Origin of the sequence: Streptomyces sp. NPDC087422, assembly GCF_044744145.1 — a bacterium.
Taxonomy (GTDB): Bacteria; Actinomycetota; Actinomycetes; order Streptomycetales; family Streptomycetaceae; genus Actinacidiphila.
In genome coordinates, this window is the sequence record NZ_JBIUXT010000001.1 from 763,892 (window position 1) to 786,626 (window position 22,735).

General features: G+C 71.4%; 25 protein-coding genes. 10 read left to right on the top strand and 15 right to left on the bottom strand.

Annotated features, from left to right (window positions below):
- Positions 1-201 precede the first annotated feature (201 nt).
- The 3 genes from ACIO6U_RS03600 (at position 202) to ACIO6U_RS03610 (ending at position 3,143) form a co-directional block, all read left to right on the top strand.
- Positions 202-996, top strand: a complete 795-nt coding sequence (locus ACIO6U_RS03600; protein ID WP_401715262.1) for an SDR family NAD(P)-dependent oxidoreductase — start codon at positions 202-204, stop codon at positions 994-996.
- Between the two features lie 217 nt (positions 997-1,213).
- A complete protein-coding gene (locus tag ACIO6U_RS03605; protein WP_401715264.1) occupies positions 1,214-2,182 on the top strand; it encodes an SDR family oxidoreductase in 969 nt (322 codons plus the stop codon).
- 118 nt (positions 2,183-2,300) lie between these two features.
- Positions 2,301-3,143, top strand: a complete 843-nt coding sequence (locus ACIO6U_RS03610; RefSeq protein WP_355344751.1) for a helix-turn-helix transcriptional regulator — start codon at positions 2,301-2,303, stop codon at positions 3,141-3,143.
- A gap of 62 nt (positions 3,144-3,205) precedes the next feature.
- Here ACIO6U_RS03610 and ACIO6U_RS03615 read toward each other — a convergent pair whose 3' ends face one another.
- Positions 3,206-3,382: a hypothetical protein gene (locus ACIO6U_RS03615; protein ID WP_355344748.1), complete on the bottom strand. Its 177-nt coding sequence runs from the start codon at positions 3,380-3,382 to the stop codon at positions 3,206-3,208.
- Between the two features lie 508 nt (positions 3,383-3,890).
- Here ACIO6U_RS03615 and ACIO6U_RS03620 point away from each other — a divergent pair.
- The 4 genes from ACIO6U_RS03620 to ACIO6U_RS03635 all read left to right on the top strand — a co-directional run bounded on the left by ACIO6U_RS03620 (position 3,891) and on the right by ACIO6U_RS03635 (position 6,464).
- Positions 3,891-5,003, top strand: a complete 1,113-nt coding sequence (locus tag ACIO6U_RS03620) for a hypothetical protein (protein ID WP_401715267.1) — start codon at positions 3,891-3,893, stop codon at positions 5,001-5,003.
- A 140-nt stretch (positions 5,004-5,143) separates the two neighbouring features.
- Positions 5,144-5,584, top strand: a complete 441-nt coding sequence (locus ACIO6U_RS03625; protein WP_355344864.1) for a phage holin family protein — start codon at positions 5,144-5,146, stop codon at positions 5,582-5,584.
- A complete protein-coding gene (locus ACIO6U_RS03630; RefSeq protein WP_391160213.1) occupies positions 5,581-6,201 on the top strand; it encodes a DUF3618 domain-containing protein in 621 nt (206 codons plus the stop codon). Before ACIO6U_RS03625 ends, ACIO6U_RS03630 begins: the two co-directional genes overlap by 4 nt.
- The gene (locus ACIO6U_RS03635) at positions 6,198-6,464 is read left to right on the top strand and encodes a DUF4235 domain-containing protein (protein WP_355344736.1); all 267 of its coding nucleotides are present in this window, start codon (positions 6,198-6,200) and stop codon (positions 6,462-6,464) included. The genes ACIO6U_RS03630 and ACIO6U_RS03635 overlap by 4 nt, the downstream gene beginning before the upstream one ends.
- Positions 6,465-7,083: 619 nt before the next feature.
- Here ACIO6U_RS03635 and ACIO6U_RS03640 read toward each other — a convergent pair.
- Positions 7,084-7,263, bottom strand: a complete 180-nt coding sequence (locus tag ACIO6U_RS03640) for a hypothetical protein (RefSeq protein ID WP_401715269.1) — start codon at positions 7,261-7,263, stop codon at positions 7,084-7,086.
- A gap of 938 nt (positions 7,264-8,201) precedes the next feature.
- Here ACIO6U_RS03640 and ACIO6U_RS03645 point away from each other — a divergent pair.
- The 3 genes from ACIO6U_RS03645 to ACIO6U_RS03655 are packed head-to-tail and all read left to right on the top strand — an operon-like array spanning position 8,202 to position 9,801.
- A complete protein-coding gene (locus ACIO6U_RS03645) occupies positions 8,202-8,453 on the top strand; it encodes a hypothetical protein (RefSeq protein WP_401715271.1) in 252 nt (83 codons plus the stop codon).
- A complete protein-coding gene (locus ACIO6U_RS03650; protein ID WP_401715273.1) occupies positions 8,428-8,940 on the top strand; it encodes a DUF6879 family protein in 513 nt (170 codons plus the stop codon). The genes ACIO6U_RS03645 and ACIO6U_RS03650 overlap by 26 nt, the downstream gene beginning before the upstream one ends.
- A 6-nt stretch (positions 8,941-8,946) precedes the next feature.
- Positions 8,947-9,801: a helix-turn-helix domain-containing protein gene (locus ACIO6U_RS03655; protein WP_401715275.1), complete on the top strand. Its 855-nt coding sequence runs from the start codon at positions 8,947-8,949 to the stop codon at positions 9,799-9,801.
- Between the two features lie 214 nt (positions 9,802-10,015).
- Here ACIO6U_RS03655 and ACIO6U_RS03660 read toward each other — a convergent pair whose 3' ends face one another.
- The 13 genes from ACIO6U_RS03660 to ACIO6U_RS03720 form a co-directional block, all read right to left on the bottom strand.
- Entirely contained in the window at positions 10,016-10,345 is a 330-nt protein-coding gene (locus ACIO6U_RS03660; RefSeq protein ID WP_401715277.1) for a hypothetical protein, read from the bottom strand.
- On the bottom strand, positions 10,338-10,769 hold the full coding sequence (locus ACIO6U_RS03665) for a hypothetical protein (protein ID WP_401715279.1): 432 nt from the start codon (positions 10,767-10,769) through the stop codon (positions 10,338-10,340). Before ACIO6U_RS03665 ends, ACIO6U_RS03660 begins: the two co-directional genes overlap by 8 nt.
- A complete protein-coding gene (locus ACIO6U_RS03670) occupies positions 10,769-11,026 on the bottom strand; it encodes a hypothetical protein (RefSeq protein ID WP_401715281.1) in 258 nt (85 codons plus the stop codon). Before ACIO6U_RS03670 ends, ACIO6U_RS03665 begins: the two co-directional genes overlap by 1 nt.
- Positions 11,026-11,958, bottom strand: a complete 933-nt coding sequence (locus tag ACIO6U_RS03675; protein WP_401715283.1) for an N-acetylmuramoyl-L-alanine amidase — start codon at positions 11,956-11,958, stop codon at positions 11,026-11,028. Before ACIO6U_RS03675 ends, ACIO6U_RS03670 begins: the two co-directional genes overlap by 1 nt.
- A 210-nt stretch (positions 11,959-12,168) precedes the next feature.
- The gene (locus ACIO6U_RS03680) at positions 12,169-12,939 is read right to left on the bottom strand and encodes a hypothetical protein (RefSeq protein WP_401715285.1); all 771 of its coding nucleotides are present in this window, start codon (positions 12,937-12,939) and stop codon (positions 12,169-12,171) included.
- Positions 12,939-14,069, bottom strand: coding sequence for a hypothetical protein (locus tag ACIO6U_RS03685; RefSeq protein ID WP_401715287.1), 1,131 nt, complete (start codon positions 14,067-14,069; stop codon positions 12,939-12,941). The genes ACIO6U_RS03680 and ACIO6U_RS03685 overlap by 1 nt, the downstream gene beginning before the upstream one ends.
- A complete protein-coding gene (locus ACIO6U_RS03690) occupies positions 14,059-15,042 on the bottom strand; it encodes a hypothetical protein (RefSeq protein ID WP_401715288.1) in 984 nt (327 codons plus the stop codon). The genes ACIO6U_RS03685 and ACIO6U_RS03690 overlap by 11 nt, the downstream gene beginning before the upstream one ends.
- A 13-nt stretch (positions 15,043-15,055) precedes the next feature.
- Positions 15,056-15,922 carry a hypothetical protein gene (locus tag ACIO6U_RS03695; RefSeq protein ID WP_401715290.1) on the bottom strand — a complete coding sequence of 289 codons (867 nt, stop codon included), beginning with the start codon at positions 15,920-15,922 and terminating at the stop codon, positions 15,056-15,058.
- 9 nt (positions 15,923-15,931) lie between these two features.
- A complete protein-coding gene (locus ACIO6U_RS03700) occupies positions 15,932-21,010 on the bottom strand; it encodes a phage tail tape measure protein (protein WP_401715292.1) in 5,079 nt (1,692 codons plus the stop codon).
- Positions 21,011-21,030: 20 nt separating this feature from the next.
- Complete coding sequence (locus ACIO6U_RS03705) at positions 21,031-21,288, bottom strand: hypothetical protein (protein WP_401715294.1); 258 nt, start codon at positions 21,286-21,288, stop codon at positions 21,031-21,033.
- A 50-nt stretch (positions 21,289-21,338) separates the two neighbouring features.
- Positions 21,339-21,860, bottom strand: coding sequence for a hypothetical protein (locus ACIO6U_RS03710; RefSeq protein WP_401715296.1), 522 nt, complete (start codon positions 21,858-21,860; stop codon positions 21,339-21,341).
- Positions 21,860-22,336, bottom strand: coding sequence for a hypothetical protein (locus ACIO6U_RS03715; protein ID WP_401715298.1), 477 nt, complete (start codon positions 22,334-22,336; stop codon positions 21,860-21,862). The genes ACIO6U_RS03710 and ACIO6U_RS03715 overlap by 1 nt, the downstream gene beginning before the upstream one ends.
- Positions 22,337-22,404: 68 nt before the next feature.
- A complete protein-coding gene (locus tag ACIO6U_RS03720) occupies positions 22,405-22,734 on the bottom strand; it encodes a hypothetical protein (protein ID WP_401715300.1) in 330 nt (109 codons plus the stop codon).
- Position 22,735 lies beyond the last annotated feature (1 nt).

Sequence of the window (22,735 nt, forward strand, 5' to 3'; positions counted from 1 at the left end):
TAGGCATACCTATCCTGCGGATCGGGGCCCGCGAAGTCTCTATGCTCCGGTTCCGTATTGGGTAAAAAGGACACCACGTGACACCGGATGACACCGGATGTGCGCGGGCCGCGCGGGCCGCTCCCCCGCTCAAGGTGGGATCGGCGATCCCTGGACAAGTGGGGCCTTCATCCGGCCGTCGCCGCCGCCCACGCTGGAGTCATGACCACGCACACGGACACGACCACGGACAGCACCGCACCGGCCAGGATCGCGATCGTCACCGGCGCCAACCGCGGGCTCGGCCGCGCCACCGCGCTGCGGCTCGCCGCGGACGGCGTCGATCCGATCATCACCTTCCGGTCGCACGAGGACGAGGCGGCGGCCGTGGTCGCCGAGGCGAGGGCGCTCGGCCGCACCGCGTACGCGCTCCGCCTGGACACCGCGCGGACCGCCGGATTCGCGGACTTCGCCGACGAGGTGCGGCGGCTGCTCAAGGAGGGCTGGGGGCGGTCGGACTTCGACTACCTCGTCAACAACGCGGGCTCCGCCGTGACGGAACCCTTCCTCGAAGCCACCGAGGAAGGCTTCGACACGATGCTGAACGTCCACTTCAAGGGCATCTACTTCCTCACCCAGCGGCTGGTCCCGCTGCTCGCCGACGGCGGCCGGATCGTCAACCTCTCCACCGGGCTGACCCGCTTCACCAGCGAGGGCCTGTCGGCGTACGCGTCGATGAAGGGCGCCGTGGAGGTGTTCACCCGCTATCTGGCCAAGGAGCTGGGTCCGCGCGGCATCACCGCGAACGCCGTCGCGCCCGGCCCCACCGGCACCGACTTCGGCGGGGGCTTCATGCGGGACGACGAAGGCGTCAGGGCCGCGCTCTCCGGCCAGGCCGCGCTCGGCCGGGTCGGGACCGCCGAGGACATCGGCGGGGTGATCGCCGCGGTGCTGTCCGACGGGACCGGGTGGATCACGGGACAGCGAATCGAGGCGTCGGGCGGGTTCCTGCTCTGACCCGGCGGGTTCCCGCTCTGACCCGGCGGGTTCCCGCTCCAGCCGGGCGGGTTGCTCCTCCGACCTGGCGGTTCCCTCGCCCGCCGCACGGGATACGTATCCGCACGCCGTCCCTCTGTGTTCCTCTCCCCCCTCCTCCCCCTCCGCTGGAAAGCGCTCGCCCGCCCCCGCGAATGCGGCATCGCCCGCCCCCACTCACCGTCAGGAGCGAACCGTCATGACACGTAAGAACGCACTGGACACCGCCGTGCCCGATCTCAGCGGAAAACTCGCCGTCGTCACGGGCGGGAGCGACGGGATCGGGCGGGGGCTCGGCGGGCGGCTGGCGCGGGCGGGCGCGGAGGTCGTGCTGCCGGTACGGAACGCGGCGAAGGGCGCGGCGGCCGTGGAGCGGATCCGGGCCGAGGTGCCCGGCGCGCGGGTGTCGACGCGGGAGCTGGACCTGGCGTCGCTGGAGTCGGTCGCCGCGCTCGGCCGGACGCTGGTCGCCGAGGGCAGGCCGGTCGACATCCTCGTCAACAACGCGGCGGTGATGACCCCGGCGACCCGGCAGACCTCCGCGGACGGCCTGGAGTTGCAGTTCGCGACGAATCACCTCGGGCACTTCGCGCTGACCGCGCATCTGCTCCCGCTGCTGCGCGCCGCGGGCGGCGCGCGGGTGGCGACCCAGTCGAGCATCGGCGCCCGCCAGGGGGCGCTGGCCTGGGACGACCTCCAGGCGGAGCGCGGCTACGCGCCGATGAAGGTCTACAGCCAGTCGAAGCTGGCGGTGCTGATGTTCGGCCTGGAACTGCACCGGCGCAGCGTCGCGGGCGGCTGGGGCATCACCAGCACCCTCGCGCATCCGGGCCTGACCTCGACCAATCTCCAGACGGCCGGGCCGAATCTGGGCCGCGCGAAGCGGACGACCTGGATGGACCGCGCCTTCCGCTGGCAGTCCAGGCTCGGGCTGTTCGTGCAGACCGTGGACGACGGGCTGCGGCCGGTGCTGTACGCGGCGACCGCGCCGGGGGCGGTCGGCGGCGCCTTCTACGGCCCCGGCGGCCTCGGGCATCTGACCGGCCCCGTGGTGGAGCAGCCGCTGTACCGGTCGGCGCGGAGCGAGGAGGAGGCGCGGCGGGTCTGGCAGGTGTCGGAGGAGCTGGCCGGGGTGCGCTTCCCGGACGACGTGGCCGCCGAGAGCTGAGCCGCGGACGTACGGGGGGAAGCCGTGGCCGTACGGGCGGGAGGGCGCGGACGTACAGGCGGGAGACCGGGACCGGACAGGCGGAAGACCGGGGACGTACAGGCGGGAGACTGGGGTCATGGACCGAGAACAGCTGGCGGACTTCCTGCGCACCCGGCGTGAGGCGCTGCAACCCGAGGACGTGGGGCTGCCGCGCGGGCCGCGGCGGCGAACGCGGGGGCTGCGGCGCGAGGAGGTCGCCGCGCTGTCCGGCATGTCGACCGACTACTACAGCCGGATCGAGCAGGCCCGCGGCCCGCAGCCGTCCGCGCCGATGCTGGGCGCCATCGCGCGCGGCCTGCATCTCTCGCTCGACGAGCGCGACCACCTCTTCCGGATGGCGGGGCACAGCGCCCCGGAGCGCGGATCGGGCAGCGACCACGTCAGCCCCGGTCTGATGCGGATTCTCGGGCGTCTGGACGACACTCCCGCGCAGGTCATGACGGATCTCGGCGAGACGCTGACGCAGACCCGGATGGCGCTCGCCCTGCTGGGCGACGAGACCGGGCACACCGGGATGGCCCGCAGCTTCGGCTACCGCTGGTTCACCGACCCCGTCACCCGCCGCATCTACCCCGAGGCCGACCACCCCACCCACAGCCGGATCTTCACCGCCGGGCTGCGCGAGACGCTCTCCCGCCAGGGTCCCGGCTCGCGGGCCGCCGCCCTCGTCGACGCCCTGCTCGCCGTGAGCCCCGAATTCGCCACCCTCTGGAGCGCCCACGAGATCGGCGTCCGCCACCCCGACGACCTCAAACGGATCCGTCACCCCGAGGTCGGCATCCTCCACCTGCACTGCCAGGTCCTCCAGGACCCCGCCCAGTCCCAGACCCTCCTGGTCTTCACCGCCACCCCCGGCACCGACTCCTACGAGAAGCTCCAGCTGCTGTCGTCGCTGGGCGAGCGCGGCGCGACGGCGTAGTCAGGGAGTCACGTACGGGTACGTCACGTACGGGTACGGCCCCGTACCGCCGCGGTCCGGGGTCAGACCTGTTCCGACTCGCCTTCCACCGCGAGCTGCCACTCCGCCTGGAGGCGGGCCAGTTCCGTCAGCTCGTCCGGGGTCCACGAGGTGCGACCCGCGCTGAGCCGACGTATCCGGGCATTGAGCTCGGCCGCGTCGGCGAACGCGGAATCGGGAGCCGGAGGCGTGCTGGGCATGGGCGCAAACATATCCACGATCCGATAAACGCCCGGTATACGCCGAGCCCATCCCCCGGACCCCCCGGGTGTAATCCATCCCACTCCGGGGCAGACACACGGCCGGCCCCTTCCGCGCCCCCGGACGGCGCCTCTCAGCGCCGGTCAGCCTTCGGTCGGCGGCGGCCCGGCAGGGGCACCGAGGCCAGGGCGGGTGAGCCGCGCGGACACGGAGGTCGTTGGCCAGGTTTTTACGTTCCGCCGGGACGGCGTTCCGGATCATGGCCGCCCCGGCCTCGCGAGCCCGAACCGGACCTGCGGGGGCCCGCATGAGGCGGCGGCGCCGGGCCGTACTCCGCTTGCCGGGCCGGAGGACAACGGCGGCCGGACCGGGGGCGGTCGCGGTCTTGTCGGCCGCCGGGGCCCGGCCTAGCGTCGGGGCCTCATCCACTCGTCACGCGCTCGGTACGCCGGCCACGGGGTCCGTCGTGCCGCGTGACGGGGTGCGAAGCCGAGGAGCGTGGCCGTCATGCCCGCCGAACACGTCACGCACAGCGCCGGAACCGGACCCAGCCGCCGGGGGCTGCTGCGCGCGGGGGCGGGCCTCACGGCCGCCGGGGCGCTCGGCGCGGCCGGAGTCCTCGCCGCCGCGGGACCGGCCGCCGCCGACCTGCCGGTCACCCCGCCCTTCTCGCTGGAGGGCGGCGGGGACCAGGTGTTCTGGCGCAAGCCGCTGCACGAGACCTCCTGGGCCATGCAGTCCTTCGCCTACGACAACGTCAACGGCCACATCTACTTCGCCCAGCACCGCCCCGGGGACAACGAGAACGACTCCGACGACGGGGACCCGTCAAAGGCGCACATCCACTACGGCGACATCTGGATCGTCCGCACCGACCTGGCGGGCAACGTGCTCGGCACCATGGCCCTGCACCAGTTCGGCCACGGCTCCTCGATGGCCGTCGAACCCACCGGCGCCGGTTCCGCGCCGTACCTGTGGATCGAGGGCGACAACTACAACGTCGCCAAGGGGGCGTATGAGGACAGCGGCTACCGGCTCACCCGGTTCCGTTACACCGAGGGCATCACCCTGACCTACGGCAACCCGTCGGTGATCCCGATCCAGGACCGTACGCCCACCATCACCACCTACGCGGGCCTGCCCCGCCCCGCGATCGACCCCGTCAACAACATGCTGCTGGTCCGCTACGCCACCCAGTCCACGTCGCTCAACCCCTGGCGGCTGGTGGTCTTCCCACTGGCGGACGCGGTGGCGGGACGGCTCTCCCAGGACGACAGGAAGGCCGAACGCGCGCTGCCCACCAACGCCCAACTGAAGATCCCGGACGACGCCGCCTTCCAGGGCGTCACCCTGTACGGCGAGTACGCCTACCTCCTCTACGGCAGGTCGGGCGGCCCGTCCTACCTCGCCGCCGTCAGCATGAACGACGCCGGGGGCGGGCACGGCGAGGTCTTCCACACCACCGCGGGGGCGACGATCCCGGGCCGCGAGCCGCAGGGCTGCGCGATCTGGGTGGCCGACGGCCAGCCCCGCCTCACCTTCGGCTTCTCCGGCAAGACCGGCACCACGACCGATCCCAGCTTCGACGCGAGCCTCTTCTACAAGAACACCTTCGCCTGAGGGTGCCCGCGCCTTCCCCGTACGTCCCCCGCCCGAGCCGAACCGATGTGCCCGGCACGCGGCCGCCTGCCGAAGCGCGTGTGCGCCCGTCCGGCCCGGGTAGCCGGGCGCGTAGGAGACGGAAGGACCGGTGAGTGGTGATGGATCCCGTCGGAACTCGGGCGGCAGGGGACGGCTCCGGAGCGGCGGACGGCTCGGGCGAGCCGTCGGTCGGTGAGCTGGTGTCGCGCGCGACACAGCAGATGTCGCAGCTCGTGCGCGAGGAAATGCGGCTCGCCCAGGCCGAGATGGCCCAGAAGGGCAAACGGTTCGGCATGGGCGGCGGGCTGTTCGGCGGTGCGGGGCTGCTGGCCTTCATCGGTCTGGAGGCGCTGGCCGCCACGGCGGTCGCGGCGCTCGCCCTCACGTTCTCGGTGTGGCTGTCGGCGCTGATCGTCGCGGTGGCGCTGCTGGCGCTCGCCGCCACGCTGGCGCTGGCGGGGAAGAAGGAAGTGAGCCGCGCGACGCCGCCGGCTCCCGAGCAGGCGATCGCCGGTGTCAAGGCCGATGTCGCCACCATCAAGGAAAAGACGAAGCGATGACCATCGACCCGCATGACGAGAAGGACCCGTCCACCCCCGAGGAACTGCGCGCCCAGGTGGAGAGCACCCGTGAGCAGCTCGGCGAGACGGTGGAGGAACTGGCCGCCAAGGCCGACGTGAAGGCCCGCGCCAAGGACAAGGCCGCCGACATCAAGGACGAGGTCGGCGACAAGGCCGCCCAGGCGAAGGACAAGGCCGCCGAGGTCAAGGACAAGGTCGGCGACAAGGCCGCCGAGGTCAAGGACAAGGTCCAGAGCAAGGTCACCGAGCTGAAGGACCGCGCCCAGACCACGAAGGACGAGGCCCAGGACACCGCTCAGGACACGGCGGCCGACGCGTCGGCCTCGGCCCGGGCGAAGGCGGCCGAAGTCGGCGCGCTGGTCCGTGACAAGACGCCGGAACCGGTGCGGGAGAAGGCCGCCGCCGCCTCGGCCAAGATCGCTGAGGGCACCGCGGCAGTGGCCGCCAAGGTCAGCGAGAAGACCCCCGAGCCCCTGGCCGAGAAGACCCAGCAGGCCGCCGACGCCGTCAAGCGCCGCCCCGGCGCGGCCGTCGCCGCGGCGATCGGCGCCGCCGTGGTGTTCTTCACCGTCCGCTGGAAGAGGGGCCGCAAGTGAACGCCGCGAAGATCGTCTACCGCCCGGTCGGCCTGCTGCTCAGCGTGGCCAGTGGCGCGTTGGCCGGAGCCGCCTTCAAGCAGACGTGGAAGGTGGTCGGGCACGACGACGACACCCCGGACGCGCTGGACGAGGAGCGCGCCTGGAAGGAGGTCCTGATCGCGGCCGCGCTGCACGGGCTGATCTTCGCCGTCGTGAAGGCGGCGGTCAGCCGGAGCGGCGCCACCGCCACCCGGCGGCTCACCGGCACCTGGCCGGCCTGACCCGCGCCCCGCGCCCCGCGCACGCGGAAAGCGGGGCCGCGCCGCGCGGTCTCACGCCGATCAGCCCTGACCCCCGCCGAGTTGTGCCACGAGGCCGCCACGGGCGACCGCACCCGGCCCCGTCAAGGACGTGCCGCGGACGCCACTCGGACGGATGCTCGCGCGGGGGGTGTCGGCGCCATGATCGCCGCCCCCGGAGACCGTCCGCGAAGTGCCGGCTTCGCGGCACGGCGCAGGGTGGGGCGGGTGGGACTCGAACCCACGACCGACGGATTATGAGTCTCCGGGTTTTCTGCCGGGACGCTCCAACTACTCTGGCCCACTCCCCCGACTCCAGGTCAGAGGGGTACGGACCCCGGTTCACTCCGGTCAATCCGAGGGGTTCCGGGACGCCCGCTCACGCATCGCTCACGCAACCCGACTTCCGCTGTGGGGCGTGACCTGCACTGAGTTCATTGTCCCCTGTCATCGCTGCGACGGCAGCGACTCTTAGTGGTCGGCGGGTAGAGGCCGCCCATGCGCAGCAAAGAGCCCCGGCCGTTTCCAACCGGGGCTCTCGCGGCCCCCGTCCATCCGCTGCCGCCCGCCATGCGGAGACGAGGCGCGGCAGCGGACCGGGCTAGTTCCGCCGATGCCTGTCGGCGAGGTCCGCGGCGGCGATCTCAGCCGCGGTCTGAGCGGCGTCCTGGATGCCCGCGGGGAGACTGTCGTCATGGGCCAAGTTCGTCAGGGCGCCGAGACTGGCGACCTGCTCGAACAGGGCGTCGTCGTCGGCATCATCGCCGGTGGGCTCGGGCATGGCGCTCCTTCTTACGGGTCGGGTGTGAGGACACGGAGCGCGTCAGCGCGCTTGGGCGGACCGCCGCGACCCGCTCAGTGGGAAATTGGATGCGGCGTGCGGCGAACTGGCGTCACGGGCCCGCACCTCCGCCGGCCGCGGTGCACGACGACGTCCGCGCCGCCCTGCGCGCCGCCCTGCTCGACGAAGACCTCCTCTGCGTCGGCCGGGGCGACCGGCTGCCCGCAGTAGAAGCACAGCGGGCGGGCCCTCATGACGGCCCGCCCGCGGGCGGGAACGGTGCGGCGGCCTCGCGGCCTATGTGCGGGCGCGGCACGATCCCTTCGTCGCGGACGTGCGCGTGACAGGCGTACACGGCCACGCCTGGACCGGAGCCGGTCACCTGGGTGTCGATGACCTGTGCGTCGTGGTCGGCGACTGCGTGGCGGCCGGGGCCGCACCAGCGGGTCACCGGGAGACGTCGAGGTAGGTCTGCCACAGGGCGTTGCCCTCGGCGCAGCGGAGGACGTGGTGCGTGCACTGCGGGCAGCTCTTCCGGTGGGTGACGTGGGCGCTCCACGCAGGGCCCGCGGGGTGCGTGGCTCGGGGAGCCACAGGTTCCCCGAGGGCCGTCCCGGCCGGGTCCACTGAGACAGGGCCATCACCTGTGTCCAGCCAGTGCCCGCCAGTAGTCTGTGTCATGTCGACCCCTTCGCGGTCGTCCACACCCCGGACCGTGGCGCGGTCGCGGGGCATTCTTCTGCCCGTCCCGATCGGCGACGAGGCGGGCGCCCTCCGACGCTAGGGAGCAACTACGCGCCGCCGCCACAAAGTTGCAGCGAATTACATGCAACCTTGTCCGTGCGGGTAGCCAACCGATGCCCTCTTGACCACGCACCCCAACCGGCGGAACTGTGGTGCAAATCGCTGCAACCAGCTAGCGCAGGAGGTCAGCCACCGTGAACATTCAGTTTGTCGGGATCGACCCCGAAACAGACCAGGACGGATGCCCCACCGTGTGGGTCGACACGGACGCGTCAGATCTGCTGATCCAGAGCTACCTCGCCGACGACGCGACCACCGCCACCGCCGACGCTCTCTCTCCGGCCAGGGCGCCGATCCCGCCCGGAGAGGCCGTCCTTAGGATCCCGAAGCGGATGATCCCCATCATCAGGAAGGCGTGCGATGAGCTCGATCCCGGAGTTCGGTGAGCTCCTGGCTGGCGCCCAGCGGTCGGCCGTCCACCTGGAGACTCGCGACTCCTACTTCACCAATCCCCGCCTTGAGGCGTGGCAGAAGGGCGAGCGGATCGACTGGGACGACCGTGCTTCGTGGTGGCAGCCGTTCCATGACCAGATCGCTGACGCCGTTGCCCGCGGCGTCCGCGTGCGCCGGGCAAGAGTTGTATCGGAGCCGGTCACGGAGTACATCCGGTGGGAGCATTACGTCACCCACTCCAACGTTGCTGCGGGCGAGCAGGTGCGGTGGCTGTCGCGTCGGGACGCTGGCGGCGTGCTGCTGCCCGCCAACGACTTCTGGATCTTCGACGGCAAGTTGATGCGCGTCCACCACTTCTCCGGCGACGGTGACTGGCTCGGCAAGGAGCTGCGCGAAGGCGCCGAAGTCGAGCTGTACGCCGCCGCGTTCGAGACCATCTGGGACTGCGCCACCCCGCACGCCGAGTACGAGGTCAAGTAACAGCCCATGTCTCAGTTCCCCACGTCCAGCGTGCAGGAAGCGCGGCGGTCCCTCGCCAGGCGCCTGCGCGAACTGCGCCTGGACGCGGGGATCACCGGCCGCGAACTGGCCGCCCGCTGCGACTGGTCTGTCGCGAAGTCCTCCCGCATAGAGAACGCGCGCACGGCCCCGTCGGACGCCGACATCCGAGCGTGGTGCAACGCATGCGGCGCCGACGCCCACACGCTGGATCTGATCGCCGCGAACCGGCAGGCCGACTCCATGTACATGCAATGGCGACGGCTCCAGCGCTCAGGGATGAAGCGACTCCAGGAAGCAGCAGCGCCGCTGTACGAGCAGACCCGCTTGTTCCGGGTGTACGCCTCCCACGTCGTCCCCGGATTCCTCCAGACACCGGGCTACGCAGAGGCATTGATGGCGACCATCGCCGGATTCCGCGGTACCCCAGACGACGTGAGCGACGCCGTTGAGGCCCGGATGCGACGGTCCCGCGTCATCTACGAAGGTGACCACCGGTTCGTGACGCTCCTCGAAGAGAACGTCTTGCACCACCGGGTCGGCAACGCCGAGGTGATGGCCAGCCAGTTGGGCTCGCTCCTGGCGTCGATGGCACTCCCGTCGATGTCGCTGGGGATCATCCCGGCCGCAGCGCCTCGGGAGCAGATGATGTGGCCGTTGGAGCAGTTCACGGTCTTCGACGACGCGCGGGTCCACGTCGAGCTGCTGGCCGCGCGGGTGACGGTGACGGCCCCCAGCGAGGTCGATCTGTATCTGCGTGCGATGGCCAAGCTCAGCGAGCTGGCTGTCCATGGCGCCGACGCGCGGGCGCTGATCGTCCGGGCGATCGAGGCCCTGCGCTGAGGCCCCTGCCGCTCAACCAGCAGGGGCCGCCCAGCCGCGCAGTCAGCGAAGGATGGGATCTCAACAGCCTACGGGCGGGGTACGACAACACGGGGAGTTCTCGTCACAGTGACACCGACCTCGAGGACTGACCTCCCTCAAGGAGGTCAGTGGGATCCGCTCCCGCACAAAAAAGGGCCCCCGCCCTCCCGAAGGAGAGCGGGGGCGCAGTCAGTCAGTCGAGTTCGTCCCACGGAGACAGGTCCAGTCCCGCTGGCGGCGGCGGAGGCTCCCCGCCCAGTCTCCGGATCGCCTCCCGCAAGTCCCGTACGTACGAGGCGATCAGGCGCTGTGAGCGCTGCATCCCCCGCATCTCGGTGCGCATCTGCGTGACCTCCTCCTCCCGCCGCTCCCGCTCACGGTCCTGCCGGTCGTACAGGAGCTGGAAATCATCCCGACGCGCGGTCTCGCGGCCAGCCGCGCGGGACTGGTGCGCGGTGTACGCGGTCCCGAGCAAGGCCAGCAGCGCCACAATCACGGCCGTCCAGCCAGTACCGCTATCCACCCGTCCCCTCCCCTCCCGCCACTGGCGTACGGTCCGGCCAGCCCGCCACGACCATCAGCCGCAGCGCGGCGGACGCCCACGTGGCCGCCCCCGCCCACGCCTGCGGATACTGCCCGCCCAGCCACGCCGCGGCGAACCCCAGCGCCCAGAGCAGCGGGGGGAACTCGGCCATCGTGAAGCCCACCGTGCGCACGGCCGGGCGCGTGCTCACGGAGGCGAGCAGGGCGACAGCCCCGCAGCAGATCCACACCCAGCCCCAGACGCGCAGCGGCGCCAGCTCGGCCAGGACGGCCGCGCCGCGTACCGTCCCCGGCCGCGGATCAGCCGCGACCTGCACGCCGTACAGCACCCACCCGGCCCCGGCGATGGCGAGGTACAGGCCGCGGCGGTCGCGGCGCACCCGCCGGGCCACCGCGGCCCGCATCACACCCCCTTGGCGAGGCTCGCGCTGGACCGGTCGCCGACGAGCAGGGCGATCAGGCCCTTCACGACGGACACTCCGGCCGCGGCGCCCGCCGTCGCGGCGGTGTACCACATGGAGCCGTTCAGCGGCTGGGTGACGACCAGGCCGCCGACGAACCCGCCGAGCGCGGACGACAGGACGCGCTCGGTGAGGTCGCGGGCGAAGGTCTTCGCGTTCTTCTCGATGGTGCCGAGCGGGGGCAGGTTGATGTCGCTCATCAGCTCTCCTTGGTGGTGGTGTCGCCGACGGTGACGTCGACGTGGATGACGGCGTCGGCGATGGCCTTCTGGACGGCGGCCACGACCTGGGCGGTGTCGACGCCGGGGTGGGCGTCGCTGAGGGCCTTGGCCAGGGCGCTGATCGCGGCGGTCTGCGCGGTCTCGGTCGCCACGAGCCGCTGCACGGTCTCGTATGTGCTGACGAGGTACTGCCGCATGTCGACCTTGTCGGTCGACCCCTTGAAGGCCCAGTTCGTGCGTGCGTCGGTGGCGCTGAAGGTCATCTCGTTGTCCTCCGGGGTGGTGGGATTCCAGCTCGCCGGGTGGGCGAGCCGGGTGGCGACAGCGGCCCGGAATTCGGCCATGCCGAAACCCGGGTCCGGCTTCCAGTCCGACCATTCCTTGTGGCCGATCACGGACTTCTCGGACCAGCCGTGGGCGCGGCAGATCCCGGCCGCCCAGCGGACCGCCTGGTCGTACTGCGCGGGTGGCCAGGGGTCCGCGCCGTCACCCCGGTTGGAGCACTCCAGGCCGTAGAAGCGGGCGTTGCCGTCGACCGCGCCCGCGCTGCCTTCGTGCTGGTGCGGGGCAGGCGGCGCCGTCGTGAAGCTCTCCGCCTGGACGGCCGCGAGGACGGCGGGGTCTCCGCCGCCCGCGTGGTTGGCGCGCCCGGCCGAGGTCAGGGTGAGCGTGCCGCCCTTGGCGAGGTAGGCGTGCGCGCACGGGCCCGGCAGATCCGCCCGTCCCGCCCAGACGATCTCCCCGTCCGACGGCGCGGTGCCGCCCGTGTGGTGGATGATCAAGCCGTGCACCGGGCCCCACGCCCCGTGCCCGGCCCGGTCATGCGTGCGCCAGCCCGGATGCTCCACCACGCGCACGCCCTCCGCGCGCAGAGCGGCCAGCATCTGATCAGCGGTCAGCGGTACGGCCATTCGCCCTCCCAGGGCATGACGAAGCCCCCGCCGGTCGACGGGGGCTCAGGGGGTGGTGGTCAGGTGCCGGGGTCTGGCGGCGGGGCGTCCGGACCCGGCACGGACGGCGCGGGGTCGGGTTCCGGGGCCGGCGGCGACGGGTCAGTCGGCGCGACCGGCATCAGCGGCCCGTCAGGCCAGACCAGATCAGGTGGTGTGCTCACGTGGTCCTCAGCTCTGGATGGTCGACGCGGTGTAGAAATTGGCCCTCAGCGCGCCTGTCCCGGCCGTACGGCGCCCGGCGACAGAGACGGCGATCTGCTGCATGTGGTCGTATGCCGTCAGATCGGCGGTGAAGGTGAAAAAGTTGCCGCTCGTGGTGACGGCCTGGGCGGCGCCGACAGCGGTCCCGCTGATGGTGAGCTGGAGCTGGCCGGTCGTACCGGCGGTGTCCGTCGCGGCAACGACGACGACGGCGGCCTTGGGCTGCTGTTTGTAGATCTGCCCGACCAGGAGATCGGCCATCGTGGCGCTCGTCGTGCGGGGCCAGTAGTCCCAGCCGGTGCCGAGCGCGGGCGCGAGCGTGAAGGGAATGTAGGGGCGGGCCACGCCGACGCCCGATGCTGCGTCGTCGGAGACGACGATGTTCCCTGCCCGGTCCCAGAGCGCCACGAACTGTGCGAAACCGCTACCACTGGGATTCGCGTACAGACTCAGCGCCAGCGTGCCGTCCTCGCGCCGGATGAAGAATGCCTGCTGCGGCGACCCGTCAGGGTGAGCGTAAGCCGCACTGCTGATCGCGCCGCTGTCGAGCACCCGCTGACCGCCCGGCGTCTCCGTCGCGAGTCGCCCGCCTTTGGTGATCTTCAGGCCGCCTGCACCGATCGCGGCTGACTCCAGCCGCCTGCCCGCGCGCAGTTCGCTCAGCTCGCGGCGGAGGTCGGCCACCTGGCGGGCGAGCGTGGTGAGGTCGGGCGGGAGCTGGTCCGCGGGTGTGGGCATCAGTCCTCCTGTACGAGGATGGGCGTGATCGTGTCGGCGCCGGGGTCGAGCTGCCAGGACCAGCAGCGGGCGACGACGTCCGCGCCGCGGGGGTGGCGCGGGGAGTGCTCGACCGCGAGGCGGACGCTGTCGCCGAGGACGAAGTCCCGGCCGATCCTCGGCGCCCTGCTCGCGGTGGCCTCCAGGCTCCACACCTGCGAGCCGAGACGCATGAGCGCGAGCGAACTGGCGGCGTGCGCGTTGAGCTGGGCCGGGTCCGTGACGCCCTGCGCGGGGGTGTACCGGTAGGTCCAGCGGCACCATCCGGCCGCGATCAGATCGACAGCCGAATACGGCGACGACGACAGGCGGCTCGTGCCCTCGCCCTCGCCCCTGGCCACGATCACATTCGAGCCCTTGCCCTGCTCGTACGACTCGGCGAGCACGTAGTTGGACACGGCACCGGGGAAGTCGAAGGTGCCCTCGGGAGTCTGCGTCTGGGTGCCGATCGCGGCGCGGATACGGACCGGCAGCACGAACCCGTTGTGCTCGGTGTTCCAGGCGACGTCGACCGTCATCTCAGGCCCGCCCTGCATGGCCATCAGCTCCTGTGCGGCCGACAGGCACGTGCGGTCGTCAGAGTCCGCGACGGAGTAGCCCATCTGGACACCGGTCGCGACGGAGTCCAGGACGAAACACGGGCCGTCGGTGAACGCGGAGGCCATGACGGCGGCCATGACGGTCGCCTGGTCCTGGCCCACCATCGCGATGTCGCCGGTGTACCGGCGGTCGAAATACGCCTCAGGTGTCACCATTTGCAGGTCGACGGTGTCCGCGCTGCCGCCTGCGCGGGTGAGGATGATGCCGGGCCAGACCGGGGTGTCCGTCGCCGTATCGACGGCGACCAGCATGCACAGCCCGTCGGTCGTGGCCTCTTCCCAGCCGCGGGGTGCGCCCGCCAGCGCCAGCGACGCGGCACCTGTGGTGACCGTGCCCAGCTTGCGGCCTAGCGGCTGCGTCGGGGTGACCGCGGGCAGCTCCTCGATGATCCCGCCGCTTTTCAAGTCGCAGCCGTACCATGCCAGTTCGACAGGATCGGCGGTCGGCCCGAAGTCCGGGGCGAGGTCGGCGGCGAGAAGGTCAGAGGTCATAGGACTGGCCGTCCATGCAGAACCAGCTCGTTTGGGCGGGGCTGGCGGCGCCGAAAACGCTCATGACCCCGGCCGTGTCGATCTCGATCCGGCTGATGCCCGACGATGTCGAGTTGAAGCCCCTGGTCACCGGGACGGTGCGGAGCACGCTCGGCCTGAAGCCCACGGGAATCGTTGCGAAAGTCGCCTGCGTAGTCACATCCGTCGTGCACTTCATGCTGCCCCGCAGCTCTACGCGCTGCACGCCGTCCACCGTGCGGAGCCGGTACTGCGCCTTCTGCAAGGTGCCCTGGGGGGAGGTGAATCCGCTGCCTGGCGTGAGGTCGATATACGGCACGCTGAGCACCTTCTGGTAGGTGTCCCACGAGGTGCCGGACCAGACCTTCAGGTCGGTGCCGTCGTGCCACGCCTGCCCCACGTAGGGGCTCGCGGGTGCTGTCACGGCGGGCAGAATGCCGCCCGGTGCGACGGTGTACGGGCGGACTGTCGTGGACACGGAGGCGGCGCCGCCGCCAACCGGCGGCACGGTGATCGTCGCCAATGGCATCCAGATCTGCGGGGCTGGCGGCGTCGGGGCGACACCCGCACCGGGGGTGCCCGCGAGGTACACCGGCTCACCGCCGTAGAGGCCGCTGCTGTCGACCGCGTCGTCGTACACCCGCAGATAGACCAGGTCGATCCTGGCCAGCGTCGCGTGGGCGGCGGTCAGGGACGCGGCCGTCGCGGTGGCGCTGGGCATGCCCGCCAGATACACCCCGCGGGTCGACTGGTAGATCGCGGCGAGCCCCGCGGACACACTGATGGTCGATCCGGCGAGGGTGACGGTCAGGCCGGTGTCACCGGGCCGGACGCCGGACCGGCCGGTGAGGGCGCCGCCCGCGGCCATCGTGTGCATCAGGTGCCCGCGGCGGTCCTGGGCCGCGGCGTAGGTGAGCTGGTCGACGTACAGCGGTGCAATCGAGTTCGTGGCCATCGGCGGCCCCCTTTCAGATCCAGGCGGAACGCCAGCGCACGGTGAGCGCGGCGGTCGCGGTGTAGGTGGCGGCAACGAAGCGGAAAGACACCAGCGCCTCCGGCGGAATGACGGGCCAGCCCAGCGGCACCGCGAGGAACCGCCGGCGGCTGACGTTGCCGTTGAGCATCACCGACTTGGCGTCGACGTCGATCACGAGCTGGTCGCCGAGGCTGAGGTCCTGGCTGTAGGTCATCGGCCGGACGCTGCCGTCGGGCATCTGCGCCAAGACCGCGGGCTGGCTGACGGGGCCGTCAATCACGAGCACCGGCCGCGTCTCGAAGCTGCCGAGATTGGCGCAGTCGACCTGCCCGCTGACCGTGACCGCGTTGAACGCCAGCGGGTACGTCCGGGGATAGGTCATGCCGCCCGTGGTGATCGGCAGCATCGTCGTGCCGGACTGCGCCACAGTCGCGTACCTGCGCGGATCGTCCGCCGTCATCATCACGCTGTACGTCGCGGCGACGTCCGTCTCGTACTTCCACAGCGGTTTCGCGGACCGGTGCGCGAGCGCCTGCTTCGGCGTCTGCTCGTAGACCACCACCGTGGTGTCGCTCAGGCTCGCCGCGGAGAGCAGGCGCTCCCGCGCGTCGTCGAGCGCTGCCGGATCCGGCGCAACTACCGTCCCGGCTAGCGTGATCGGACGCTCGCCCAGATAGCGGGCCCCCGACCAGGCACCATGGTCACCTTCGCGCTGCTGCACCTGGGCCCGGATCTCCGGGGAGTCCCAGCCGTCCAGCGTCTGGAGGACCCAGGCGACCCCAAGCTCATCCACCCCGCCAAGGGGGATGGGCCCGAGGTCGGCCCTGAGCCCGTCCAGACCGGTGCCCGGTACGTACATCGCGCCCCCCTATCCGACGAAAATGAGGTGGCGGGCGATGTCCGCGGCCTGCTCGCCTGCGGTCTGCTTGGCGCCGTGCAGGTGCACCTCCGTGTGATGAGTGACCGGCCCGGCCTGGGCCTGCTGCTGCCCACCGCCACCCGCGTACCGGCCGGCGGGCACGAGCGTGTAGCCCATCCCGGCTGCCGTCTGCGCGAGCAGCGCCGCCGACCGCGCCGACCCGTTCCAGGGGATCCACGACTCTGCGGCCCCCGCCTCGGCGGCGAGCACGGCGGTGGGCCGGGTGAGGATGCCGCCGCGGGCCATGGCGGTCACACCGCCCTGCTGCGCCCACTGGGCCAGGAACGTCGTCTTGTACTCGGCCGGGAGGCTGTTGAGCTGGCCCATCATCCGGGGCACCAGGGCCTGGATCGTGGCCGTCGTGAGTCCGGCTGCGAGCAGCTCGGCGTACCCGCGGCCAGCACCGCCCCGAAGTGTGCTGAGCAGCACCAGCGAGTTGGCGAGGTCGTCGCCGGTCAGCACCGCGCCCGCCGACTTCACCGTGCTGTTGGCCGCCGCCGCCTTGCTCGTCGACCCCGCAGCCTCGTGGGCGAGCGCCTGCGCCGCCGCATCCCCCTGCGCGGCCAGGGCCTTGGCGAGGTCGCCGTACCCCTCGCCCGCGAGCTTCTGGAGATCCGCCGCGAAGGTGGCGTTGACCTTCGTGCTCGCGTTGACCTGGGCGTTGAAGTCGGCGAGGCTCGCCTTCGCGATCCCGGCCTGCTTCAGCAGCTTGTTGCTGATGTCGGCGAACTGCTTGTTGTTCGCCTTGGCCAGGGCCTGCACGAGGGCGTACCCGTCCTCGCCCATGGACTCCAACACACCGGACAGCTCCTGCCCGCCACGCGTGGCAATCTTGGTCAGGCTCGCACGCCAGGCGTTCGTGGCCGCCACGCTCTTGGTGAGCTGCGACTGATACGCGCCGAGGTTGAAGCCGGTCGGGGCCTTCGCACCCTTGGCGACACCGAGCGCCGCATCGGCGCTGTAGACCCCGGACTTCGCCGTGGCGACCGCATTGCGGGCGGTCTTGACGTCCGTCCTCTCCTTGTTGACGCTCGCCGTCGCCGCCTTGTTCGCCTTCGCCGCCGCGGCACGCGCGTTGGTCAGCCGGTCCTCGGCCGCCGCCAGCTGGGCGGCCGTGTGATGGCGGGAGCGGACGCGGTCGAGGTTGTCCTCGGCCTGGCCGACCCTTCGCGCGCCATCCCTGCGGATCTGGCTCGCCTTGGACTCCGCCGCCGCGAGCTGCTTCGACTGCGTCGCGAAGGCCGCCGACGCCGTCGTCAGCGTCTTCCACGCCGCCTGGAGCTTCGCGAGGGCCGCGTTGTAGCGGTCCATCGCGTCGCCCGTGCCGCCGAGCGTCGGGCTCGCCGTCGGCGTGTAAGCGATCCCGCCGTCCGCGAAGCGCTGCACCCCGCCGCCGACGACACCACCGTTGGCCATGCGCAGCGCTGAGCCGTACCGGCCCCACGAGTTGAGCTGCTTGATCACGCCCGCCGAGCCGAGGCCGGAGAGCAGCCCGAGCTTTTTCACGGCCTCGGGCACCAGGACGCCCTCGCCGCGGCTGAGCATCGTCGGCACGCTGTCGACGTGCGGCTGATACCCCGGCACGAACAGACCGTTGGCCGCGTGCTTCATGCCCACGATGCCGCCGTCCGCGCGGCCGTCGAGGTTGATGATGTTCTTCGCGGTCCGGCTGTCGAGCTTGCCCGACTTGACCTGCTGCTCGATCGTGATCCGCAGCGTCTTGGACTTCAGGTCGTCGAGGCGGGCCTTCAGGGCGCGCAGGGCCGCATCCTGCTTGCTGGTCGGCACGGAGATCTTGACCGTGCCGTTCGGCAGGTGCGTGACGTTGAACCCGAACTGCTTCAGGCTCTTCTCGCCTGCGGCCGTGAGCGCCTTGACCGTGATCGACTTGTCCTTGGTCTTGGCGAGCTTGTCCTGGATCGAGGCGAGCTCCTTGCTGGACTCGTCCTTCACCTTCACGGCCGTGGTGACCTGGCCGGGCACCCTGGCGTACGACTTGAGCAGCCCGTCGACGGCCTCCTTTTCGAAACCCTCCTGGAGCATCTGCTGCTTCAGGATCGCGATGTACTCGGCGAGCGCCTTGTTGCCAGCCTCCACGCTGTCCTTCTGAGTGGCGACGGCCTTCGCGTGATCCATGGCCGACTTCGCCGCGTCGAGGAACGCGGATTTCACCTTGCGGCCCTTGTCGGTGGTGACATCGAGCGAGAGCCCGTTGTCCTTGACCTCCTGACGCATGTCAGCAAGGGACTGCCGGAAGCCGATCTCGCTCGTCGCCACGTCGATGTTGACGCCGTTCAGGGCGTCGAGCGCGCCTGCCAGCTTCTCGGCCTGCGTGGTGGTGTCCCGCAGGCTGTCCGCCGTTGCGTCCGACTGGTCGGCGAGTGCCTTCTGGCTGCCGGTGGCGAGCTTCTGCTGGGTGTCGGTCTCGGTCAGCGCCTTGGCGTACCCCGGCAGCAGGCTGCGGAACTTCGCGGTCGACGTGCCGCCCTTCTCCGCCTCGGCCGCGTAGACCTTGAAGGCTTCAGCGGCCTTGTCGCTGGCACCGTTGGCCACCAGAGCCGACAGGGCCTTGTCGAGGGCGGTGATCTTGTCCTTGGCCTCCGTCAGCGACCCGACCTTCGACCCGGTCAGGCCAAGGTGTCCGACTGACGAGGCGACGTCGTCGAGCCGGTTGAGGGTCGAGGGGTGCGCGATGCGGGCAACGGCGTCGCCGAAGCCGTCCAGTTCCTTGCCTGCCGCGCCGGTTTTCTTGCCGGTGTCGGCGAGGTCGATCAAGCTGTTGGTGAGCTTGTCGACGTCCGGCGCGGGCTTCTTCATCGCGTTGGTCAGCTTGTCCGACGCGATCGTCAGCGCGGTCAGGACGCCGACGACCAGGCCGAGACGCCCCAGCCCTGACATCAGCGTCTTCGTGCGGGCAGCGGTCAGACCGAGGCTGACCAGTTCTCGCCGTACGGCCATGATGCGAGGGAGCATCAGCAGCAGACTCGCCGCGACCAGGCCGCTCACGCCGACCATGCCGCCCAGGACCGTCACGGTCTTCTGCGTGCTCGGAGACAGCTCGGAGTACCAGCGCACGGCGTCGGCGAGGGCCTTGGCCATGTCCCGCAGCACACCGTTGGCCGCACTGCCGGACTGGATCAGTGCCGTCTCCAGGACGCTCTTGAGGCGGACCAGGTCACCCGACAGGTTGTCGGTCTGCGTGGCCGCGTACCGGGTGGCGTAGCCCTGGTCGGCAGACGCCTTCGTCCACGTGTCGATCCCGGCCGCCCCGGCCTCGGTGACGATGGTCGCGGCGCGGATCGCGTCCGAGCCGAAGATGACGCCCATCGCCGCGTTGCGGGCCTCGGGCGTCAGCGAGCCGAAGGACTTCTGCATCCGGGCGGCGGTCTCGGAGAGACCGACGAACTGCCCCGCGCTGTCGTACGCGCTGAACCCGAGCTTGTCCATCATGTCCCGCGCCTCTTGGGACTGCGGGGTCAGACGCATCAGCATCGTCTTGAGGCTGGTACCGGCGTCGCTTCCGACCAGCCCGTTCTGCGCGAAGAGGGCGAGGCTGCCCGCGGTCTGCTCCAGGCTCAGGCCGGTCTGATGTGCCAGAAGGCCGGACTGGGAGAAGGCGAGCGCCATGCCGTGGACATCCGTCGCGGACTTGCCCGCAGCTGCGGCGAGGACATCGGCGATGTGCGCCATGTCCTTACCGGACAGCCCGAAGCTGTTCATGGCCTTCGCCGCGACGACCGCGGAGTCCGCGACGTCCATATCCCCGGCCGCGGCCAGCGACAGAGTGCCGCGCAGGGCGCCCCCGAGAATGTCGGAGGTCGAGACGCCAGCTTTGGCCAGCTCGGTGATGGCGTCCGCGGACTGGGTGGCGCTGAACTGCGTGGACGCACCCGCCTGGAGTGCTGCCGCCCGCAACTTCACCAGCTCGGCCGACTCAGCCTGTGTCGCGGCCTTCACGCCGGACATGGCCTTCTCGAAGCGGCTGTTGGCGTAGACGGCCAGGCCGAACGCGGCGACCAGGAGCAGTGACGCGGACCGCGCGCCCTTCAGCGATCGCTCGGACGCGGCGGCACCGGTCGCGACCCGCGACCCCATGGTGGTGGCCGCGGTGCCGATCCGCCCGAAGGTGCCCACCGTGCCCGCGGCAGCCGCCGCCGTACGCGCGTCCGCCCGGGCGGCAGCCGCGGCGGCTGCGTCCGCCGCCCTGGTGGCGCCGCGGGCGGCCAGCGCCGACGACGTCGACACCCGTGCAGCCGCAGCGGCAGCACTCGCGGCAGCAGCCTGGGACGCGGTCGCCGCCTCGCCAAGCGCGAGCCGCGTCGCCAGCGACAGCCGGGCCGTGCCCGCCGCGGCGCTCGCGGTGGCCGCAGTCATGCCGGTGGACACCTGGGTGACGGCCGTGGCCGCCCCGGTGAGGGCCTGCCGCTGCGTCACCAGGGTGCGGGCGACGGCGGCACGGGAGGCAGCAGCGGTGACGTCCAGGCCAGCGAGCGAGCCGGTCGCGGCGGTCGTCGCGGCCCGGAAGGCGGCCGGGATGGTGCCCGCGGCGGTGGCGATCTGCCGGGTGGCCGCTGCCGTTGTGGCGGCGCCCTGGGTGGTCGCCGCTGCTGCCGCGCCCGCGGCCTGGGTCGTGGTCGCCGCAGCAGCTGTTGCGGCGGAAGCCGAACCGGTGGCCGCCGCCGTGGTGGCAGCAGCGGCCGTGGCCGCGGCCTGCGTAGTCGACGACGCGGCAGCCGCAGCGGCTGCCGCCACCTGCCGGGTCATGGCGGTCGTCTGCCGGGCCAGGGCCTGACTCGACAGCGTCGCCGCGGCGTCGAGGCGGCCCATGGACGCCTCGCCCTGCCGGGCCATGTTGGTGAAAGTCCCGGCCACGGCCGCCGCGGTGCGCTGCGCTGCCCGGTCTGCGGTGGTGGCCGCGGCCGTCGCACTGGATGCGAGCGCCCGGTTGGAGGCGTCGGCACGGGTTGTCCCGGCCGCCCAGCCGGAGGTGTCGAGTACGAGCCGGGTCCGTACGACGCGGTCGACCATGGCCACCTCCCGCTATTCAGTTAGGTCCGCTTCTGGATCAGGACGTGCATGGCGGTGGTGTTGCCGTTGTTCTTCTGGTGGGCCGCGACCCGTTGGGCGCCGGCCGTGCAGGCGTGGCACCGCACGACTTCGGCCGTGTAGCGCTCTTCGGCCGCCGCAGCGGTCGTCTCCGACCAGGGGTGCCCACAGTCGGGGCAGACGTCGGCCTCGACCTGCGCCAGGGCCAGCGCCCACGCGCGGTCCTCGTCGGTCCACAGCGGCTCACCGGGCGCGGGCATCGGCCGCCCCAGGAAGATCGACCTCGGGACGCCCCATGCCCGCGCGGCGGTCAGCTCAGCTCGGTGCTGGCCGCCAGGATCGCGGAGGCGCTCACAGAGAAAGGGACGGAGGTGGCCGTCGCATTCACCTCGAAGGCGCAGTTCTCCAGATCCTCGCGCTGGCCCGTGTTGAGCACTGCGTACAGGGCGGCGCACTGCTCGGCTGTCATCGCGGGCTCGTAGCACGACGCGACCACACACGCGGGCCCGAAGGTGGCCGGATCCCACCGCTGCGTCTTGTCCGCGCTCGGGTGCGCGGCCACCAGATCCGACCACTCCTCAGCGCCGAGCGCACGCATCTTGAACTCGACAGCGGAGCCCGCGATGCGCTTGCGGGCCGCCTCGATCTTCTTCGCGATCTCGGCGGCCGGGCTCCGGTCGGCCATGCTGGTCGGCGCCCATGCGTCGCCGGACAGGTCTGCCAACTGGCGTTCCAGGCGCGCCACCTCGGCCGCTTCCTTGCCCGCCAGGTAGAGCGTGACGGAGTCCTCGCGGAGGCTGGCCTTCTTGATGATGTCGGTGATGTTCGGCATCAGGCAGCCACCGCATCCGGCACGGCCGGCGTCTCAAGCTTCATCGGGCTGGTGAACTTCGCGACCGAGTTCGCTTCCGGCGCGATGTTCATCCGCTCGCCGCAGATCACCGGGTAGATCTCGATCTCCTGGCCGGTCGCGAAGGCGTCCTCGTAGGGCAGGCCCCGGCGGACGATCAGGATGCCGGAAACCCCGTACTTCAGGGTGTTGAAGGGGGCCAGTTCCTGAAGGGTCGTGCCCTTCTTGCAGGTGAGGCTGACGTCCCAGCCGACGCGGCCGACGGTGTTCGTGTCCTGCCGCGACGCGAGCGAGCCGGTCGGCACGTCCGCGGTCGTCGGGTCCGTTTTCAGTCCGTCCGGGGTGACGCGGTCGGTCCAGTCCGCCGCCGCGTTCAGCTCGGCGACGGGCGGCGCGGTCAGGCTGGACAGGCTCGTGGCCCAGCAGACCTTGGTGTTGCCGTCACTGATGAGATCCATCTCGGGTGCCTCCTCGGGGCATGAAAAAAGCCCCGGTCAGGGGCCGAAGGTGTGCGGGCAGGGTGCGGTCAGACGCGGTAGGCGCCGACGGTGACCGTGGTCACGCCGGAGTAGGTGATGCTCGCCAGGCCGTCCGCGGGGCTGGCGTTCAGGTCCGCGTAGATCGGGATCTTCTTCGTCGCGGACGCGGCGATCGTCACCGTACGGTCGGCGGCGGCCTGCCCCCGGACGCTGGCGTACGACGGGATGGTGACGGTGATCGAGCTGCCGCCGCCGTTGGTGATCTCGACGAACACCCGGTCGCCGATGGGCCTGACCTTGTCGCCGCCGACGGCCGCGTTGCTCGTCGAGTTGAGGGTGCCAGCGGCACTGATCGAGGTCGGGGTGAGGGTGGCCATG

Coding starts and splice junctions, on each gene's coding strand:
- ACIO6U_RS03650 (WP_401715273.1), top strand. CDS start 8,428: ATGAGCTCGATCCCGGAGTTCGGTGAGCTCCTGGCTGGCGCCCAGCGG.
- ACIO6U_RS03610 (WP_355344751.1), top strand. CDS start 2,301: ATGGACCGAGAACAGCTGGCGGACTTCCTGCGCACCCGGCGTGAGGCG.
- ACIO6U_RS03680 (WP_401715285.1), bottom strand. CDS start 12,939: ATGCCCACACCCGCGGACCAGCTCCCGCCCGACCTCACCACGCTCGCC.
- ACIO6U_RS03705 (WP_401715294.1), bottom strand. CDS start 21,288: ATGCCCGCGCCCGGTGAGCCGCTGTGGACCGACGAGGACCGCGCGTGG.
- ACIO6U_RS03675 (WP_401715283.1), bottom strand. CDS start 11,958: ATGGCCGTACCGCTGACCGCTGATCAGATGCTGGCCGCTCTGCGCGCG.
- ACIO6U_RS03695 (WP_401715290.1), bottom strand. CDS start 15,922: ATGTACGTACCGGGCACCGGTCTGGACGGGCTCAGGGCCGACCTCGGG.
- ACIO6U_RS03655 (WP_401715275.1), top strand. CDS start 8,947: ATGTCTCAGTTCCCCACGTCCAGCGTGCAGGAAGCGCGGCGGTCCCTC.
- ACIO6U_RS03685 (WP_401715287.1), bottom strand. CDS start 14,069: ATGACCTCTGACCTTCTCGCCGCCGACCTCGCCCCGGACTTCGGGCCG.
- ACIO6U_RS03690 (WP_401715288.1), bottom strand. CDS start 15,042: ATGGCCACGAACTCGATTGCACCGCTGTACGTCGACCAGCTCACCTAC.
- ACIO6U_RS03620 (WP_401715267.1), top strand. CDS start 3,891: ATGCCCGCCGAACACGTCACGCACAGCGCCGGAACCGGACCCAGCCGC.
- ACIO6U_RS03600 (WP_401715262.1), top strand. CDS start 202: ATGACCACGCACACGGACACGACCACGGACAGCACCGCACCGGCCAGG.
- ACIO6U_RS03710 (WP_401715296.1), bottom strand. CDS start 21,860: ATGCCGAACATCACCGACATCATCAAGAAGGCCAGCCTCCGCGAGGAC.
- ACIO6U_RS03715 (WP_401715298.1), bottom strand. CDS start 22,336: ATGGATCTCATCAGTGACGGCAACACCAAGGTCTGCTGGGCCACGAGC.
- ACIO6U_RS03625 (WP_355344864.1), top strand. CDS start 5,144: ATGGATCCCGTCGGAACTCGGGCGGCAGGGGACGGCTCCGGAGCGGCG.
- ACIO6U_RS03720 (WP_401715300.1), bottom strand. CDS start 22,734: ATGGCCACCCTCACCCCGACCTCGATCAGTGCCGCTGGCACCCTCAAC.
- ACIO6U_RS03615 (WP_355344748.1), bottom strand. CDS start 3,382: ATGCCCAGCACGCCTCCGGCTCCCGATTCCGCGTTCGCCGACGCGGCC.
- ACIO6U_RS03700 (WP_401715292.1), bottom strand. CDS start 21,010: ATGGTCGACCGCGTCGTACGGACCCGGCTCGTACTCGACACCTCCGGC.
- ACIO6U_RS03605 (WP_401715264.1), top strand. CDS start 1,214: ATGACACGTAAGAACGCACTGGACACCGCCGTGCCCGATCTCAGCGGA.
- ACIO6U_RS03630 (WP_391160213.1), top strand. CDS start 5,581: ATGACCATCGACCCGCATGACGAGAAGGACCCGTCCACCCCCGAGGAA.
- ACIO6U_RS03665 (WP_401715279.1), bottom strand. CDS start 10,769: ATGCGGGCCGCGGTGGCCCGGCGGGTGCGCCGCGACCGCCGCGGCCTG.
- ACIO6U_RS03640 (WP_401715269.1), bottom strand. CDS start 7,263: ATGCCCGAGCCCACCGGCGATGATGCCGACGACGACGCCCTGTTCGAG.
- ACIO6U_RS03670 (WP_401715281.1), bottom strand. CDS start 11,026: ATGAGCGACATCAACCTGCCCCCGCTCGGCACCATCGAGAAGAACGCG.